Origin of the sequence: Mixta mediterraneensis, assembly GCF_014946725.1 — a bacterium.
Taxonomy (GTDB): Bacteria; Pseudomonadota; Gammaproteobacteria; order Enterobacterales; family Enterobacteriaceae; genus Pantoea; species Pantoea mediterraneensis.
In genome coordinates this window covers 146,033-162,841 of sequence record NZ_JACFXY010000005.1, presented here as the reverse complement: position 1 = coordinate 162,841, position 16,809 = coordinate 146,033, and the positions used below count along the sequence as shown (strand labels likewise).

Genomic DNA, 16,809 nt, shown 5'->3' with positions numbered 1-16,809 from the left:
ATTTGGCGATCAGTCGTCGCCATTAAACCCAGCGCGATTCAGCAGGAACTGAGACAGCATCGGGACTGGGCGGCCGGTTGCGCCTTTGGCTTTACCGGAACGCCACGCGGTGCCGGCAATGTCGAGATGCGCCCAGTTATATTTGCGCGCAAAGCGCGCCAGGAAGCAAGCCGCCGTAATTGCGCCGCCGGGACGTCCACCAATGTTTGCCATATCGGCGAAGTTAGACTCCAGTTGCTCCTGATACTCATCGGCCATCGGCAGACGCCATGCGCGGTCCCCGGATTGCTCAGATGCACTAATCAGCTCGTGTGCCAGCGGATTGTGATTCGACAGCAAACCACTAACGTGGTGGCCCAGCGCAATCACGCAGGCGCCGGTCAGCGTCGCGACGTCAATAACCACTTCCGGTTCGAAACGTTCAACGTAGGTCAGCGTATCGCACAGCACCAAACGGCCTTCCGCATCGGTATTTAATACTTCAACGGTTTGACCAGACATGGTGGTGAGCACATCACCCGGACGCATAGCGCGGCCATCTGGCATGTTTTCACAGCCAGCCAGCACGCCAACCACGTTCAGGGGCAGGTTAAGTTCCGCCACCATACGCATCACGCCATAGACCGATGCCGCGCCGCACATGTCGTACTTCATTTCGTCCATGCTGTCGGCGGGGTTGATGGAGATACCGCCGGAGGCAAACGTCAGCCCTTTGCCGACCAGCACAATTGGGCGCGCTTCTGGATCGGGGTTGCCTTTGTATTCCATTACCGACATCAGCGATTCGTTTTGCGAACCGGCACCGACTGCCAGATAGGCATGCATGCCAAGCTCTTTCATCTGCTGTTCGCCAATGACGCGCGTAGTAACATTTTTGCTGAACGCATCGGCTAACTGACGAGCCTGCGACGCCAGATACGCAGCGTTACAAATATTTGGCGGCATATTACTGAGATCTTTTGCGGCCTTAACACCTGCAGAAACCGCTAAGCCATGCTGGATGGCACGTTCGCCGCTGGTCAGTTCACGGCGCGTTGGCACGTTAAATACCAGTTTGCGCAGCGGGCGACGTGGTTCGGCTTTATTACTTTTCAGCTGATCGAAGTTGTAAAGGGCCTCTTTGGATGTTTCCACCGCCTGACGCACTTTCCAGTACGTATTGCGCCCTTTCACGTGCAGCTCCGTCAGGAAACATACCGCTTCCATCGAGCCGGTATCATTCAGCGTGTTGATGGTTTTTTGGATAATCTGCTTGTACTGGCGCTCGTCCAGTTCACGCTCTTTACCGCAGCCAATCAGCAGGATACGTTCAGACAGGATATTAGGTACATGATGCAGCAGCAGGGTCTGGCCCACTTTTCCTTCCAGCTCGCCGCGACGCAACAGGGCGCTGATATAGCCATCGCTGATTTTATCCAGCTGTTCGGCAATTGGTGACAGACGGCGCGGTTCGAAAACGCCAACGACAATGCAAGCACTGCGTTGTTTTTCCGGGCTTCCGCTTTTTACACTGAACTCCATGCACTCTCCTGAATCTTAAAGACAACGGCCGCCGCTATCGCTAGAATGTAGCCCGTTCCTGACCTGTTTATTAATCGTGGCAACATGACATTTAGCCACTGGAGGTCATAATGAATCAGGGTGACAAGATGTTGTTTTTTCACCACCCAAACGCAATTGTCATACAATTTTAGCTGCGGTAACGGCCATTGATGAAGAAAAATGGCTGATAAGCGTTGAAATTAGCGATTTTCCTGCAAAAAGACAAGTTTTCACAGGCGTATTAAGCGTGATCATTATTAGATATTTGGTTCGGGAAACGCTCAAAAGCCAGCTGGCTATCCTCTTCATCCTGTTATTAATCTTCTTTTGCCAGAAGTTAGTCAGGATACTGGGAGCCGCGGTGGATGGCGACATTCCGACAAGCCTCGTTCTGACCCTGTTAGGACTTGGTGTGCCTGAAATGGCGCAACTTATTCTGCCCTTGAGTCTGTTTCTGGCGATCTTAATGACGCTGGGGCGGCTCTACACGGAAAGTGAAATTGCCGTCATGCACGCCTGCGGCCTGAGTAAAGCTGTTTTGGTCAAAGCGGCGATGGTGCTGATGTTGCTGACGTCCATTGTGGCGGCGATTAACGTTGTCTGGCTGGGGCCGTGGTCATCGCGTTATCAGGATGAAGTGACGCAAAACGCCAAAGCGAACCCCGGTGCCGCTGCACTGGCTGCGGGGCAATTCCAGACCTCCAGCGATGGTAATGCGGTGCTGTTTATTGAAGACGTGAAAGGCAACCAGTTTGGCAATGTGTTCCTGGCGCAGCTACGTCCAAAGGGCAATGCACGGCCATCGGTAGTGCTGGCCGACAGCGGCCATATGGAGCAGCGTAAAGACGGCTCGCAGGTGGTTACGCTGGATAAAGGCACCCGCTTTGAAGGCACGGCGCTGCTGCGTGATTTCCGCATCACCGACTTTAATAATTATCAGGCGATTGTCGGCTATAAAGAAGCGACGCTCGATCCGAACGTTGCTGAGCAGTCTGATTTTATCGGCCTGTTCCATAATGACACGCCCGCCTTCCGCGCCGAGCTGCACTGGCGCATCACGCTGGTGATGTCGGTATTGATCATGGCGCTGATGGTGGTGCCGCTCAGCGTGGTTAATCCACGCCAGGGCCGCGTTTTGTCGATGCTGCCTGCGATGCTGCTTTACCTGATTTTTTTCCTGCTGCAGAGTTCGCTGAAATCGAGTGGCACCAAAGGCCGTCTCGATCCCGCTATCTGGATGTGGGTCGTCAATATCAGTTACCTGCTGTTGGCGGTGCTGCTTAACCTGTGGGACACGATACCGATGCGTCGAATACGCGCCCGCTTTACTCGCGGAGGGTCGGTCTGATGTTTCGCGTTCTTGACCGTTATATCGGTAAAACTATCTTCAACACCATCATGTTGACGTTGTTCATGCTGGTGTCGCTCTCCGGCATCATCAAGTTTGTCGATCAGCTGCGCAAAACCGGGCAGGGCGCATACAGCGCAATGGATGCCGGTTACTACACCTTGCTCAGTGTGCCAAAAGATATTGAGATCTTTTTTCCGATGGCGGCCTTACTGGGGGCGCTGCTTGGCCTTGGCGCGCTGGCTCAGCGCAGCGAGCTGGTGGTCATGCAGGCGGCGGGTTTTACCCGCACGCAGGTAGCGCTGTCGGTGATGAAAACGGCAATTCCGCTGGTGCTGCTGACAATGGCGATTGGTGAGTTTGTTGCGCCGCAGGGCGAGCAAATGGCGCGTAATTACCGGGCACAGCAGCTTTATGGCGGCGCGCTGGTCTCCACGCAAAACGGCTTATGGGCGAAAGACGGTAATAGCTTCATCTATATCGAACGTATCAAAGGCGACAACATCATTGATGGTGTAAGCATCTACAGCTTTAACGATCAACGCCGTTTGCTGAGTGTACGTTACGCGGCTACGGCGGTCTGGAACAAAGATAAAAAGGACTGGATGCTGTCGCAGGTGGATGAGTCGGACCTGAAAGATCCGAAACAAATCACCGGCTCGCAAAGCCTTAGCGGTGAATGGAAAACCAATCTGACGCCGGACAAGCTGGGCGTGGTGGCGCTGGACCCTGATGCTCTGTCGATTCGTGGCCTTTACAATTACAGTAAGTATTTAAAGCAGAGCGGCCAGGAGTCTGGGCGGTATCGGCTCAATATGTGGGGAAAAATCTTCCAGCCGATTTCAGTCGCGGTAATGATGCTGATGGCGCTGTCTTTTATCTTTGGTCCATTACGTAGCGTTTCGATGGGCATACGCGTTGTCACCGGCATCAGCTTCGGCTTTCTGTTCTATGTGCTGGATCAGATATTTGGGCCGCTCAGCCTGGTGTATGGCTTGCCGCCAGTGCTGGGCGCAATACTGCCAAGCTTCGCTTTCTTTGCGATTAGTATGTTTATGTTAATTAAGCGGCGCTAACGAAGTCGCAAATAACGATAAAAAGCCGCAGCGGTGAAGTGAACCCCGAAAGCTGGATACCCAGCGATTAGGGGTATTTGTTATATGGCCAGGAAAAAGTTCACACCAGGCTTTAATCAGCAGGTCGTTTCTCATTATCAAATTTACGGTCACGCAGAGAACAGCAGCGGAAGTTGTGACAGTAAAAAAAGAACCAGACCAATAGTCCCCCCGACCAGTGTGCCGTTGATACGGATAAACTGCAGATCTTTCCCAATATTCAACTCAATCTGACGTGACATATCGCGTGCATCCCAGCTTTTCACCGTATCGCTAATGTGATGGGTAAGAAAAGTCGCGAATTCTGGCGCGACGCTGCGTGCGGCGTCTTCCAGATGCTGATTCATGGAATGACGCAGCGCTTCATCGGCGGCCAGCGTCTCACCCAGCCATAAGGCAGCAAGCCGCACTTTTTCCTGAACACGAGAATCTTCGCTGTTGAGATCGGCTTTCAGCCAGCTACGCAGATCGTTCCATAACTCGCCAATATAGCGATTGAGCGAGGCATCTTCCTTCAGCCAGCTTTTTATGACTTCGGCACGTTCGGCCATATCAGGATCGCTTTTCAGCTTCTCCGTCAGCCGCTCTACTGCGCGATTAAAACCGAGGCGCAATTCATGGCCCTGATCACGCGCAACATCATCAAGCAGCGAATCAACCGCGTTTGCGACCAGTTCTGCGCTGTGCTCGCCAAGCCATTCCGTCGGCAATACTTTGGCTTTAATCGGGTGCTCCCGCTTCAGCCAACGCACAATTTGTAGCGCGATAAACTCGCGGGTGCTGGGTTTATGCAACAGGCGAAGCAGCTGTTCCACTGCGGCGTCGAGCAATTCCTGATGACGATTATTTTTAGTCAGACTTTCCAGCAGCAGCGCGCTGGTTTGGCTGAGATCAACTTTATCAATGGCGCGATGCACGGCGCGACGCATAAGGTCCTGAATACGCGCATCATCGGTAAGATCAAGGAAACCGCGCATTACCTGCAACAGGTGACGGCCAACGCGATCGGCATTGCCGGGTGCGTTCAGCCAGTCTGCCAGCATGCGTGACGGATCATGGCGACGGATCAGGCTCAGCAGAGAATCGGTATCGAGAAACTTCTCCTGCACAAAGCGGCCAAGGTTGTCGCCGATACGATCTTTGTTACGTGGAATAATCGCGGTGTGGCGAGAAATAAACGGCACCGGTACGCGATGAAACAGCGCGACGACGGCAAACCAGTCTGCCAGCGCGCCCACCATCGCCGCTTCGGCTATGGCTTTCACACCGCTAACCCAAAAGCCAGGCGGCAGAAAAAGCGTGATGATAAAAGTGGCGGTCGCCAGCAGCAGCAGCAGCAGCGCCAGTCGCTTGGTCCGTTTCAGTTCGTATTCTTTATCCATGTTGTGATCTTAGCAAAGGTGCAACGTTAGCGTCGGCGTCCGCCCAGCAGGCTTCCCAGTACACCGCGAATGATTTGATGGGTAATTTGGCGTGTGGCACTTTTCGCCATGGTTTGCACTACGCCATCTTTTTTTCCGCCGCGCGGGCCGGTGCTGCCAAATAAAATATCTTTCAGACCGCCAAGGATTCCGCCATCAACCGCGACAGCGTTGCCTTTGGCTTCCGGTGCGTTGACCTTTTCGCTGGCGGCTTGCACACCTTGTTGCAGGCGTTCAAACGCCGACTCACGATCAATCTCGGTGTCGTATTTGCCCGCCAGCGGGGAGTGATTGATTAGGCCATTTCGTTCATCGGTGTTGATCGGACCCATGCGCGAACCTGGCGCTATCACCATGGCGCGTTCGACAATGGAGGGGCTGCCTTTCATATCCAAAAAGGAGATAAGCGCTTCGCCCGTACCGAGCGTCTGGATCGCCTCGACGGTATTAAAGTCCGGGTTAGCGCGCAGGGTTTCTGCGGCAATCTTTACTGCTTTTTGATCTTTCGGGGTGAAGGCGCGCAGCGCATGCTGGACGCGGTTGCCCAGCTGACCGAGCACGCTGTCGGGAATATCGGCTGGGTTCTGCGTCACAAACCATACGCCAACGCCTTTGGAACGAATCAGGCGCATCACCTGCTGGATTTTCTCCAGCAGCACGGGCGGAGCATCGTTAAACAGCAGGTGCGCTTCGTCAAAGAAAAATACCAGTTTGGGCTTATCTAAATCGCCTGCTTCCGGCAGTTGCTCATACAACTCCGATAGCAGCCACAGCAGGCTGGTGGCGTAGAGTTTTGGCATCTGATACAGCTTTTCGGCGGCTAAGATGTTAATAAAGCCTTTGCCGTCGCTGTCCACGCGCATCCAGTCGGCAATTTCCAGCATCGGTTCACCAAAAAAGTGTTCAGCGCCTTGCTCTTCTAGCGCCAGCAAACCGCGCTGAATCGCCCCCACCGAGGCGCTGTTTATATTGCCGTATTGCGTCTGGAACGCTTTGGCATTGTTGCCGATGTATTGCGTCATGGCGCGCAGATCTTTGAAATCCAGCAGTAACAATCCCTGGTCGTCGGCAATACGGAAGATGATCTGTAAAACGCCGCTCTGTACATCGTTCAGATTCAATAATCGCGCCAGCATCAGTGGGCCGAGATCGGAAACCGTGGCGCGTACCGGATGGCCTTTCTCACCAAAAATATCCCACACCATGACCGGGTTGCGCTGCGGTTGCCAGTGACTGACGCCGATTTTCGCCAGCCTTTCCTGTAATTTTTCGCTGCTTTGGCCTTCAGCGGCGATCCCCGTTAAGTCGCCTTTGACGTCAGCCATAAACACCGGTACGCCGATAGTTGAAAAAGACTCCGCCAGCTTTTGCAGCGTGACGGTTTTACCGGTGCCGGTTGCGCCGGTAATCAAACCGTGGCGGTTAGCCATTTGCGGCAAAAGGTATAGCTGGACGTCGGGCGTTTGGGCTATCAGTAGCGGGGAAGGCATATTTTTTCCACTCTCAGGTAATAGGTGATGCCTGAAGAATAGCAAGCGGCGCACGGCCATGAGGAGGAAATTTAACCGAAAGTGAAGCATTGCTCGTCGAGTATGCGTTGGCGGCTGGCTAGTTAATCGTGTGTAAGTTGGGAGACGTGACGCTGTTGTTTGATCATATTTTGCTGGTTTTGTCTGAACCGCACTGCGGATTCATAATCGCAAGACGAAATAGGCAACCTGCCCGTTTATAAGGTGTGTTTTAGGCAATGGAACACATTAAGAACCTATCCCAAAAGGAATTGTCAGATCGTAAATAATGGCAATTTTTGAGGGCGAAGTATGGCGGGCAACAAGTGGCAGATCAGCGATGAACTCTGGGAGAAAATGGCTCCACTTCTCCCGGAACATAAAACCCACCATCCGCTGGGCACGCATCGTAGACGTGTTGATAATCGTGCCGCAATGAACGCCATTTTCTTTGTGCTCAGAACCGGTTGCCAATGGAATGCCCTGAATGCCACGGATATTTGCTCATCCAGCTCAGCCCACCGCCGCTTTCAGGAATGGCGGGATGCTGGAGTATTTGAACGCTTCTGGCAAAACGGGCTGCTTGCCTGCGAGAAGCGGGATGCCATTGACTGGTCATGGTTGTCGATGGATGGCTGCATGACAAAATCGCCCCTTGCAGGCTCAAAAAAACAGGTCGCAACCCGACTGACAGGGGGAAGCAGGGAGTAAAGCGGAGCCTGATGACCGACGGGAACGGGCTTCCGCTCTCGCTGGCTGTCGCAGGGGCAAATACCCACGACATAAAACTGGTTGAAGATACGCTGGACGCGCTACAGACCGGCAGGCCGGGTCGCAGGCTGCATCTGTGTATGGACAAAGGCTATGAGGCTGAATGGGTGGAAATTTGTTTGAAAGCTCGTCGTTATGAACCTCATATCCAGTCGGGGAAAGAGGAGTCTGAGGCAATTAAAAACAGCGAGTTCAGGGCTCATCGTTGGGTTGTGGAAAGAACGCATAGCTGGATGAATCGCTTTCGCCGCATACTGACGCGATGGGAGAAGAAAGTCGAAAACTACGAGGCGATGCTGCATTTTGCTTGCAGCATCATTGTCTGGAATAAAATCCTTTTGGGATAGGTTCTTAATTGTATTCACAATTTTTCCTCATTATCATGAGCGCTAAAAACAGGTCTTAATTGGGTTCTTAATATGGCAATTGCAATTCTTGCAAAACCGACAGCGACAGTGATGTCAGCTGGACATCGGCCTGTGGCCATCCTGAAACACGGTAAGCCTTCGTTCTACTGTGTGCCTGCGGAACTTTATGTGGCAATGCTGGATGCCATTGAAGATTTTGAGCTGGCTAATATCGTCCGTAGCCGCGAGGATGAAGATGCAATGGATATCAACTGGGAGAACCTCTGATTGTCCGGTGACCTGCTCCCCGTTGATTAATACACCGCGATGTTAGTAATGTCTTCATAAGCCACATGAGGACATCCCCGTGAAGAAGCGTTTTTCCGACGAACAGATCATCAGTATCCTCCGCGAGGCTGAAGCCGGGGTTTCTGCCCGTGAGCTCTGCCGTAAGCACGCCATTTCCGACGCCACCTTTTACACCTGGCGTAAGAAGTATGGCGGTATGGAGGTGCCCGAGGTTAAACGCCTGAAGTCGCTTGAGGAAGAGAACGCCAGGCTCAAGAAGCTGCTTGCCGAAGCCATGCTGGATAAGGAGGCGCTTCAGGTGGCTCTGGGGCGAAAGTACTGACGACAGGCCAGAAGCGGGAAGCCGTGGTGTTGATGTGTGATGCGACCGGTCTGTCGCAACGTCGTGCCTGCCGGCTTACAGGTTTGTCCCTGTCGACCTGCCGTTATGATGCTCAGCGTCCGGCTGCTGATGCACATTTATCAGGGCGTGTTACTGAGCTGGCGCTTGAACGCAGACGTTTTGGTTATCGGCGCATCTGGCAGTTGCTGCGTAGGGAGGGCCTTCACGTCAATCACAAGCGGGTATACCGTATTTACCACCTTAATGGACTGAGCGTAAAACGCAGACGACGCCGTAAAGGGCTGGCGACCGAACGGTTTCCGCTTCTGCGCCCGGATGCACCGAACCTTACATGGTCGATGGATTTCGTTATGGACGCACTGGCCATCGGTCGCAGAATCAAGTGCCTGACCTGTGTGGATGATTTCACGAAGGAGTGTCTGACGATCACCGCTGCTTTCGGTATTTCTGTCGTTCAGGTCACGCGTATTCTGGACAGCATCGCGTTGTTTCGGGGGTATCCGACGACAATAAGAACCGATCAGGGCCCGGAATTTACCTGCCGCGCGCTCGATCAATGGGCCTTTGAGCATAGTGTGGAACTACGGCTTATCCAGCCAGGTAAGCCAACGCAGAACGGATTTATTGAGAGTTTTAACGGACGCTTTCGCGATGAGTGTCTGAATGAACACTGGTTCAGCGATATTCTTCATGCCCGGAAAACGATTAATGACTGGCGGCAGGATTATAACGAGTGCCGTCCCCATTCATCGCTGGATTACCAGACACCAGCTGAATTCGCAACGGACTGGCGAAACAGGAAATATGAAGAAAAACCAACCGACATTATGGAGTGACCCCGCACCGGTAGACAGTTTCTGTCCTCACGACGAGGCCTTTTCGAAGGCCTCCGGACTGACGCCACCCAGATGGCTGTGCCGCCGGGTCCGGTTGTAGAACATTTCAATGTAATCGAAGATATCCGCCCGGGCCATGTCCCGGGTTTTGTATATCCGCTTTCTTATACGCTCCTTTTTAAGCGAGCTGAAGAACGATTCTGCCACCGCATTATCCCAGCAGTTGCCGCGACGACTCATACTCGGCGACAGGTTATGGGCCCGGCAGAACCGCTGCCAGTCATCGCTGCCGTACTGACTGCCCTGGTCACTGTGCACAATAACGCTGCCCGCAGGCTTGCGCCGCCACACGGCCATCAGCAGCGCATCCAGCGCTAGCTCGCGCGACAGGGTCGGTTTCATCGACCAGCCCACCACATTGCGGGCAAAGAGGTCGATGACCACGGCCAGATAGAGCCAGCCCTGCCAGGTGCGGATATAGGTGATGTCCGTTACCCAGACCTGATTGGGTTTCACGACCGTGAACTCCCGCTGTACGCGGTTAGGTGCTATCAGCGAAGGTCTTCCCCTGACGCCCCGGGGGATTTTATAGCCGTGTACGGCCTGTATCCTGTTCTGTTTCATGATCCTGGCAACGCGATTTCTGCTGCAGACTTCTCCGATTTCACGAAGATCGCCGTGAACTCTGCGGTAACCGTAAACACCGCCGCTCAGTGCATAAGAGTCGCGGATTAACGCCAGCAGCCGCTGATTATCCTTTTCTCCGGCTGTAACAGGACGATGAAGCCAGACGTAAAATCCTGCACGGGCAACCTTCAGAACCCGACACATTGCTACGATCGACCAGATTTCACGGTGATCGTTAATGAAGCGGTACTTCAGTCGGGCTCCCTTGCAAAGTACCGCGCTGCCTTTTTCAGAATATCCCGTTCTTCCTCGGTGCGTTTAAGCTGCGCTTTCAGCTTCAGGATTTCCGTTCTCGCGTCGAGCAAATCCTGCGCCTGATGCCCGCTGTTATCCGGTTTTACTGAACGAACCCATTTATAAAGGCTGTGTGCCGATACGCCGAGACGTTCTGAAACCTCGGCGACGGAATAGCCCCGTTCGGTGATCTGGCGGACGGCTTCTTCTTTAAACTCAGGGGTAAAACGTGTTGTGCCCATAGACTCCTCCTGTGCTCAAACTATAGGGCAGATTTGTCTACGGGCTCGGGGTCACTCCAACTATAGGGCAGATTTGTCTACGGGCTCGGGGTCACTCCACCGGCACTCACAACCTGAAGTTGAGGCTGTAATGGCTGTTGTTGATACGACTAAGTTAGCGCGTTCGCTTGCGGTTCAGGGAGGACAAGCAAATCAAACTGGCAGTCTGACCACACTCTGCATAGTAAAATTGATGTAACTACGAAATGTAACTACAATGGAAGTGTAATGGAACTTGAATGGGATGCCGACAAAGCGGCACGGAATCTGAAAAAACACGGTGTGGCGTTCGAAGATGCTGCGCTTGTTTTCCACGACACACAGCGGCTTGAGGTCTATGACGACCGGGAAAACTACGGCGAAGACCGATGGGCAACGATAGGCTATGCCGACCCCGCCTTACTGTTCGTGGTCTACACCGTCCGGCACGAAGACACCATCCGCCTGATCTCAGCGAGGAAAGCCAATGAGCAAGAGCGCAAAAAATACCGTCAAGCTAACGCTTGACCTGAACAAACCGCCGGTTGTTACAGCCGAGCAAAAAGCACGACTGGCGAAGCTGGCCGCCATGCCGGACGACCAGATCGATTACAGTGACGCACCGCCAGTGCCGGAAGCCGTATGGGCAAAAGCGGGTGAACTTCCTGAGCCTAAACAACAGGTCACACTGCGGATCGATGCTGACGTTCTGGAGTACTTCAAGCACAGCGGCAGCCGTTACCAGACGCGAATTAACGCCGTGCTGCGCGCCTACGTCGAGGCTCACAAGGCGCACGGTTGACATCCTTCCCGACCTAAAGGAGGGGGGAGGATGTCAACCGATACAATCAGAGGCCTGCGTAAACGGCGGGGTGCAGCCGCCTTTAACTACCTGAGCGGGGTTCTGGGAAAAAATGCGTTCTGGGTTGTTCAATAATTTGCCAGTTTCTCTGGAATTTAGTAACCTGGTCCAGGGCAGTTGAGTGGTCCCTTTAAACTCAACTGCCGATATAAACAAAGCCAGAGGAACCATCATCATGAGTGAAAGTGGATTCGATGCTGACGACTTAAGCCTTACCCTGGCCCGTTTCGCCAACAAACGTCGTAACATCGTTTATGACGAAGCAAAGCTCAAACGTAAAGCGCCAGAGCCTGTTGCATTCTCCAGTGCAACCAATGCATGTGGAGCGGTCGTGCTGGCTGGGATATCAGAGCTTCTGACAACCTCCCCCGAACGCAAAAAACAAAATGAAGAGTGGGAAGAATGGAGTGAAAGTTGGGATGCACAAAGGCAGGACTGGGAAAACCAAGACAGAGAATGGAACGAAAACAGATGAACTGCACCTTTAGAGAAATATGCAGTTCATCTCAAGTTGCTTCTATTTAAAGCCGCCTTTTAAAGCACCGCCAGCTTTATCAGTAACAACCTTCTGAGCTTTTTTTCCCGCCTCTGTACCAGCTTTCTGTGGCAGAGAACCACCTTTCTCCAGCCCTGTGGATATTGCAGTTCCCAAATTAACGCCGATCCAGCTAAGCATGCCAATCCAGAACGCCGGGAAAACCACATACATCATCCCCAGCACCAGATTCATGATCCAGCCGTCATTGGTTGAGCTGATGAAGTTAGCGAACGGCACAGAGCTGCTGGCCAGCCCCTGCTGTGCCATATTGTCGTAAAGAATGGTGATCATACGGTCATCGAGCCAGCCGGCCAGTTCCCACCAGAAGGTGATGAACTGCAGCGCAAACAGCGCAAATGAGATGGTCACCACCGTTTTGGGCTCGTAGGCACTGAACATCATCAGCACAGGGATCACCGTGATAATCATCATCTGCAGCAGCGCCTGAATCATCGGCAGGGCCTGTTTCAGCGCATCAAAGCCCGGCAGCGCTTCTGCCTGCTTGAGGCCAAGCCCGATGGTGGATGTCAGTCGTGTCACATTACCGACGACGCCGGTCACATTATCAGAACTTCCCACAGCATTAGTCGTTCCGTCTCCGGAGAGGCCGGCATTTCGGGGGCTGACCAGCCAGCGCAGGGCTACCTCCTCCCATTGCGTCCCCGGAAATGATCGCTGCATCTCCTTACGCGTGTTGTCACCAAAGCTGGCCAGCACCCGTTTGCGCAGCCCTGAAGAGCCATCTGACCACCACGTTTTACAGGTGGGGTAACCTCCCTGACCGGTATTCGGGTAGCCACTGTCACGCGTACTGTCATACGGCCACTGGCTCCTCGGTGTGGTGGCAGTGTAATAATCGTAATAGCCGGACGTATTCAGAAAATAGTCGCTGCCTATCCAGCCAACCGAGTTGATGGTAGCATCGCTGAGCTGGCTGTTGCTGTTTTTGAGACGGAAGTACGCCCGGGAGTAACACTGATCGGCAAAGTCCTGCACTTCCTGTAGCAGTACCGGGTCACGCAACTTCGTGTTCTGCACGTCAAACCGCATCTGGCGCAGCTGCGTGCCGCAGGGGATGGACGCAATCATCGCCTGAGTGGTGCCCTTCGACATCATGTGCAGCAGATACCACCAGATGGGCACCTCGGCCGTGCGGCCGTCAAAGTCGTTCACCAGTCCGCTGTAACCGGAGTTCTGCGGTGTGGGAACACTGACCCCGCACTGTTTTGCCCGTGAACTGTCAAATTTGATAGTACTGATATCCACTGGCAGCAGCGGAATGCAGCAGAACAACATCACGACAAACGAGACGTAGATGGCATGCTCGATGCGGGGCAGTGCCAGCAGTCCTTTATTACCTTCGTCCGCCCCTTCCTCCCGAACTTTCAGCCACACCCCCATCACCTTAAAGACCAGAGGCAGGGCAAAAAGCCCCGTATTGCCGAGGATGGTCCACATGGCGTTGTTCATCACCCAGCCGAACAGGATGAGAAAATACTCCAGAAAACTGTTCGCAGTCATTGTCCTCTCCTCACACTACGCCTGCCCAGGCCACGCACTCCGTGGCCGCAATAAACAACACACCGAGCAGCTCCGTACGCGGTAGGCGGCTCCAGACTTCCGGCCAGCGCGCCAGCATCTTCGGGCGGACCTTTATCCACCAGGCTACTGCGATGCCGGCATACATGAGCAGCCGCCAGGCAAACAGTGCCCATCGGCTGTCATGCAGCCAGCGTCGGGTCAGGTGGCCGTCCGGGTCGTATGCCATAAACACAGAGGCCAGTGCGAACATGGCCACGGTTATCAGCAGTAAGGCGGTAACCATCAGAACAATGCGGCCCGTACGACCGCGGAGAAAAGAGCGCTTCATATCACTGTGCTCCGGAGGATTGCGTCTGATTCATCTGGCTGAACCCCTGGTCCTGGTTGCCGGATTTCTGCTGCAGCTGGTTATCCTGGTTACGGGCGCCCTGACGTTCCAGCGTGGTGAGCAGGCTGTTGTTGCTGATGGCCTTACGCAGTTCCATCTCGTTACGCAGGGCGCTGATCTCACGGTCCAGGGCATCGATGCGGCGGTCACCCTCGGCAATCGCTTCAGGCTGCTCGGCGGCATTCGGTTCAGACTCACCGGTGGTCAGCATGCGGCGCATGGTGAGCGCGGTCTCGACGGTGTCGGCCATCGCCAGCTCACCGGCCAGACGCTGCACCAGAGCGGCTTTATCGGGGTCATCGCGCAGCGACTGAATGACGCCGCGTGTCACCACCAGACTGCCGGTTTTGAGCGCCCCAAGATTATCCGCGGTGGGCTGGAGCTGGCCACCGACGAGCTTATCCAGCTGTTCCAGGTTGGTTTTCGTTGCATCTTCCAGCACCGGTGAGAAACCGGTGCCGGCAACGGTGCTGCCGGGCTGATTGTCCGTGCCACCACTGGTGCATTCACTGGTCTCACGGCAGGTACGTATGGAGCGGTCACCCAGCACTTTTACCACCGCAGCGGCCGCATCATCGGACGACGGCCAGCGCTGACAGACGGTGCCGTTGCAACTGGCGGAACCCACGCTGCTATTGCTGGTCACTGGCAGGCTGTTCATCATGTTATAACCGGCTTTCGCCAGGTCACGGGTGGGCTGGATGGCCTGCTGCCCCTTACCCCCGCGCTTCTGCCCCCCTATCCAGGTCACACCTTCTTCACCGGTGGCTTTCTGCAGCTGCTGGTCACTGGAGACCGCATCGCCGCCGCTGGAAGCCACGATATCCTTATATTCTTCGGATACGGCCGCCTGCTGCCACTTGCTCCCCAGGGTGTAATCGGCGAGTTTTTTTGACATATTCTGGCAGTTCAGCAGCGCCTTATCGTAACTGAGCCCTGCCTGAAGCACCCCGTTGGTCAGCATTTCATACAGCCCCGGGTTGGCACGCTGGATGGCCATCGCCGGCATGCTCATCACCGCGCCGGTCGCGCCCTGAATCACGTTGCCCATCAGGTCCTTAAACCCGCTGGTGATACCGTTAAGCTGATTGCCAACGGTGGTTTTCAGGTCGAAATTGCCGCACATGAGGTCGCTGCTCCAGCCGCCGTTCAGCCCGAGGCGCGACATGTTGCTGCGGCTCGGCGGCGGGGAAATCACCGAACCGCCACCAATGGAATAAAAAAGACCGTCATTGATGGCACCGCTCACCGAGGCACCATCTGACGAGAGCGACGTATCGACGGCCAGAGCCGGCAGGGAGATAACAGAGAGAAGCGCGAACGCCGCCAGGGGGCGACGCAGTCGCCGCAGATGCTGCTGTTTCATCAGAAAAATCCTCAGGAGAAATCGGTGCTGTAAAGGAAGGTCTGGCCACGTCGCTTGCAGCAACTGTAGGGCTGCCAGAGTGCCCAGGCGTAGTTGCCGTCTTCGGCCGTCTGTCCGCCGGTGTCGGGGAATACCGCGCAGCTCTGCGACAGCTCAGGTGAAAGGCGCTGCCACTTGTGATTTTTTGTACCGGTGTTTTCCTGAACGGGTTCGGGTGGCCAGTAACCCGGCGAACGCTGGCCGGAGAGCGGGTTGTAGACATGTAACTGCCCTTCACGGGTGATGATGTCAGCCACCCGCTGTACCACGACGGCTGCCGATTTGTAGCTGTCGGTCTGGGTGACAAAGCCGCTGCGGGGGTAAAGGTTGCCCCACATATCGCCGCCGGTCGTGCTGCCGATTTCACGCTGACCGGGGATAAGCGCCTCCGGGTAGAGTGATTCCGGCACGCCGGTGCGCCAGGCCAGCGCATCGAGAGCGCTTGTGAAGTAAGGCATAAATGGCGTGGCGGCACTGTCGCACGAATAACCCGGCACCATCCCGCCGATGAGTCTGGTGGCCGGATGGCCATAAGCATCACCATAGTAAAAGTGCAGGTTCTGCTTGCGTTCACCCGGGGCTTTCATCTCCTGACGGCCGCCGCCGGTGGCCACACCTGCAGCGCCACCGAGCAGCGTGCTTTCGGTGCTGTCGGCCAGGCTACTGACAGCCGACATCTCGGTCCACGGATTGGCACCCGGGCTGAGGTAGGCCGAGACCACGGCTTCAGGAATAAAATGCGTGACCTTCACGGAGGTTTTAACGGAACAGCCGAACGGCGTGCAGAACAGCCAGTAACAGATACCGCTGATGCGCCAGCTGATACAGTCCGGACTGGCGGCACTGGAGAGCAGGCTGGCGGTATTGACGCTGGCCATCGTGCCCGTACAGACCATTAACGTGGCCAGCGCCAGCCGGCGCGGACGGGAGAGTGCCATGTTCACTGTGCAGTCTCCTTCCATGCGCTCAGACGCTGTGTGGCCACACCGGTGTCAGTGGTGCCATAGACCACCCATTTATCGTCAAACACCACGGCGGGGTATTTCTCAAGACCGAGAGACCAGGCGTGCGTAAGGCCGGCATACGTTGCAGCAAGGTCCTTCTGACGCTGCTGAAAACCGGGTGAGCTGATAACTGCGCGCGCCTGTTGCTCAGCCTGTGCCGGGTCAGCCGGCAGCGGGCCGAACAGCTCAGCCTGCAGCCGGTCAGGCGCATCCAGCAGAATGACGGTCACGTCAAGACCGGGATTGCCTGTGACCGGATGGGCGCTGTCGGTGTAAATGACGGTGCCGGCATGAACGCCGGCGGCAAGGAATAATGCTGCGAGGCAGCAGACGGGTAATTTCATGGAGA

Annotated in this window: 16 protein-coding genes and 1 pseudogene; 8 read left to right on the top strand and 9 right to left on the bottom strand. The window is 54.9% G+C overall.

The window, feature by feature from the left end; translation table 11 throughout:
- Window positions 1-9: 9 nt before the first annotated feature.
- Entirely contained in the window at window positions 10-1,521 is a 1,512-nt protein-coding gene (pepA, locus tag H2P46_RS11260; protein WP_193405144.1) for a leucyl aminopeptidase, read from the bottom strand.
- A gap of 268 nt (window positions 1,522-1,789) precedes the next feature.
- Between pepA and lptF the strand changes: the two genes are divergently transcribed.
- Complete coding sequence (gene lptF / locus H2P46_RS11255) at window positions 1,790-2,890, top strand: LPS export ABC transporter permease LptF (RefSeq protein WP_193405143.1); 1,101 nt, start codon at window positions 1,790-1,792, stop codon at window positions 2,888-2,890.
- Complete coding sequence (gene lptG / locus H2P46_RS11250; protein ID WP_193405142.1) at window positions 2,890-3,966, top strand: LPS export ABC transporter permease LptG; 1,077 nt, start codon at window positions 2,890-2,892, stop codon at window positions 3,964-3,966. Before lptF ends, lptG begins: the two co-directional genes overlap by 1 nt.
- 149 nt (window positions 3,967-4,115) lie before the next feature.
- Here the strand turns inward: lptG and H2P46_RS11245 are convergent, their stop codons facing one another.
- Window positions 4,116-5,387 (bottom strand): DUF445 domain-containing protein, encoded by a 1,272-nt coding sequence (locus H2P46_RS11245; RefSeq protein WP_193405141.1) that lies wholly within the window; start codon window positions 5,385-5,387, stop codon window positions 4,116-4,118.
- Window positions 5,388-5,413: 26 nt separating this feature from the next.
- A complete protein-coding gene (locus H2P46_RS11240) occupies window positions 5,414-6,916 on the bottom strand; it encodes a helicase HerA-like C-terminal domain-containing protein (protein ID WP_193405140.1) in 1,503 nt (500 codons plus the stop codon).
- Between the two features lie 330 nt (window positions 6,917-7,246).
- Here H2P46_RS11240 and H2P46_RS11235 point away from each other — a divergent pair.
- From H2P46_RS11235 to H2P46_RS11225, 3 genes and pseudogenes are all read left to right on the top strand, one after another.
- Window positions 7,247-8,052 (top strand): annotated as a pseudogene (locus tag H2P46_RS11235) (IS5 family transposase).
- 111 nt (window positions 8,053-8,163) lie between these two features.
- Window positions 8,164-8,340 carry a type II toxin-antitoxin system Phd/YefM family antitoxin gene (locus H2P46_RS11230; protein ID WP_193405139.1) on the top strand — a complete coding sequence of 59 codons (177 nt, stop codon included), beginning with the start codon at window positions 8,164-8,166 and terminating at the stop codon, window positions 8,338-8,340.
- Window positions 8,341-8,419: 79 nt separating this feature from the next.
- Window positions 8,420-9,540 (top strand): IS3 family transposase gene (locus H2P46_RS11225; protein ID WP_193405138.1). Its coding sequence is split into 2 segments (ribosomal slippage): window positions 8,420-8,678 and window positions 8,678-9,540, totalling 1,122 coding nucleotides; the frame shifts between segments, so codons are not numbered across the junction.
- A 27-nt stretch (window positions 9,541-9,567) separates the two neighbouring features.
- On the opposite strand, the gene H2P46_RS11220 is transcribed toward H2P46_RS11225, so the two are convergent.
- Window positions 9,568-10,703, bottom strand: a protein-coding gene (locus H2P46_RS11220; protein WP_202987423.1) for an IS3 family transposase whose coding sequence is annotated in 2 segments (ribosomal slippage) — window positions 9,568-10,457 and window positions 10,457-10,703 — 1,137 coding nt in all. Because the reading frame shifts where the segments join, the coding sequence is not laid out codon by codon here.
- Between the two features lie 267 nt (window positions 10,704-10,970).
- On the opposite strand from H2P46_RS11220, the gene H2P46_RS11210 reads away from it, so the two are divergent.
- From H2P46_RS11210 to H2P46_RS11200, 3 genes are all read left to right on the top strand, one after another.
- Window positions 10,971-11,249, top strand: coding sequence for a BrnT family toxin (locus H2P46_RS11210; protein WP_193405137.1), 279 nt, complete (start codon window positions 10,971-10,973; stop codon window positions 11,247-11,249).
- On the top strand, window positions 11,209-11,523 hold the full coding sequence (locus H2P46_RS11205; protein ID WP_193405136.1) for a BrnA antitoxin family protein: 315 nt from the start codon (window positions 11,209-11,211) through the stop codon (window positions 11,521-11,523). The genes H2P46_RS11210 and H2P46_RS11205 overlap by 41 nt, the downstream gene beginning before the upstream one ends.
- Window positions 11,524-11,758: 235 nt before the next feature.
- Window positions 11,759-12,058, top strand: coding sequence for a hypothetical protein (locus H2P46_RS11200; protein ID WP_193405135.1), 300 nt, complete (start codon window positions 11,759-11,761; stop codon window positions 12,056-12,058).
- Window positions 12,059-12,100: 42 nt separating this feature from the next.
- Here the strand turns inward: H2P46_RS11200 and H2P46_RS11195 are convergent, their stop codons facing one another.
- From H2P46_RS11195 to H2P46_RS11175, 5 genes are read right to left on the bottom strand one after another with little or no spacing between them, the layout of a single operon-like run.
- A complete protein-coding gene (locus H2P46_RS11195; RefSeq protein ID WP_193405134.1) occupies window positions 12,101-13,642 on the bottom strand; it encodes a conjugal transfer protein TraG N-terminal domain-containing protein in 1,542 nt (513 codons plus the stop codon).
- Window positions 13,643-13,652: 10 nt separating this feature from the next.
- Window positions 13,653-13,991: a hypothetical protein gene (locus tag H2P46_RS11190; protein ID WP_193405133.1), complete on the bottom strand. Its 339-nt coding sequence runs from the start codon at window positions 13,989-13,991 to the stop codon at window positions 13,653-13,655.
- Window position 13,992: 1 nt separating this feature from the next.
- The gene (locus H2P46_RS11185) at window positions 13,993-15,417 is read right to left on the bottom strand and encodes an integrating conjugative element protein (RefSeq protein WP_193405132.1); all 1,425 of its coding nucleotides are present in this window, start codon (window positions 15,415-15,417) and stop codon (window positions 13,993-13,995) included.
- 11 nt (window positions 15,418-15,428) lie between these two features.
- Entirely contained in the window at window positions 15,429-16,400 is a 972-nt protein-coding gene (locus H2P46_RS11180; protein ID WP_193405131.1) for a TIGR03756 family integrating conjugative element protein, read from the bottom strand.
- Window positions 16,397-16,804: a TIGR03757 family integrating conjugative element protein gene (locus H2P46_RS11175; protein WP_193405130.1), complete on the bottom strand. Its 408-nt coding sequence runs from the start codon at window positions 16,802-16,804 to the stop codon at window positions 16,397-16,399. The genes H2P46_RS11180 and H2P46_RS11175 overlap by 4 nt, the downstream gene beginning before the upstream one ends.
- Window positions 16,805-16,809: the final 5 nt, after the last annotated feature.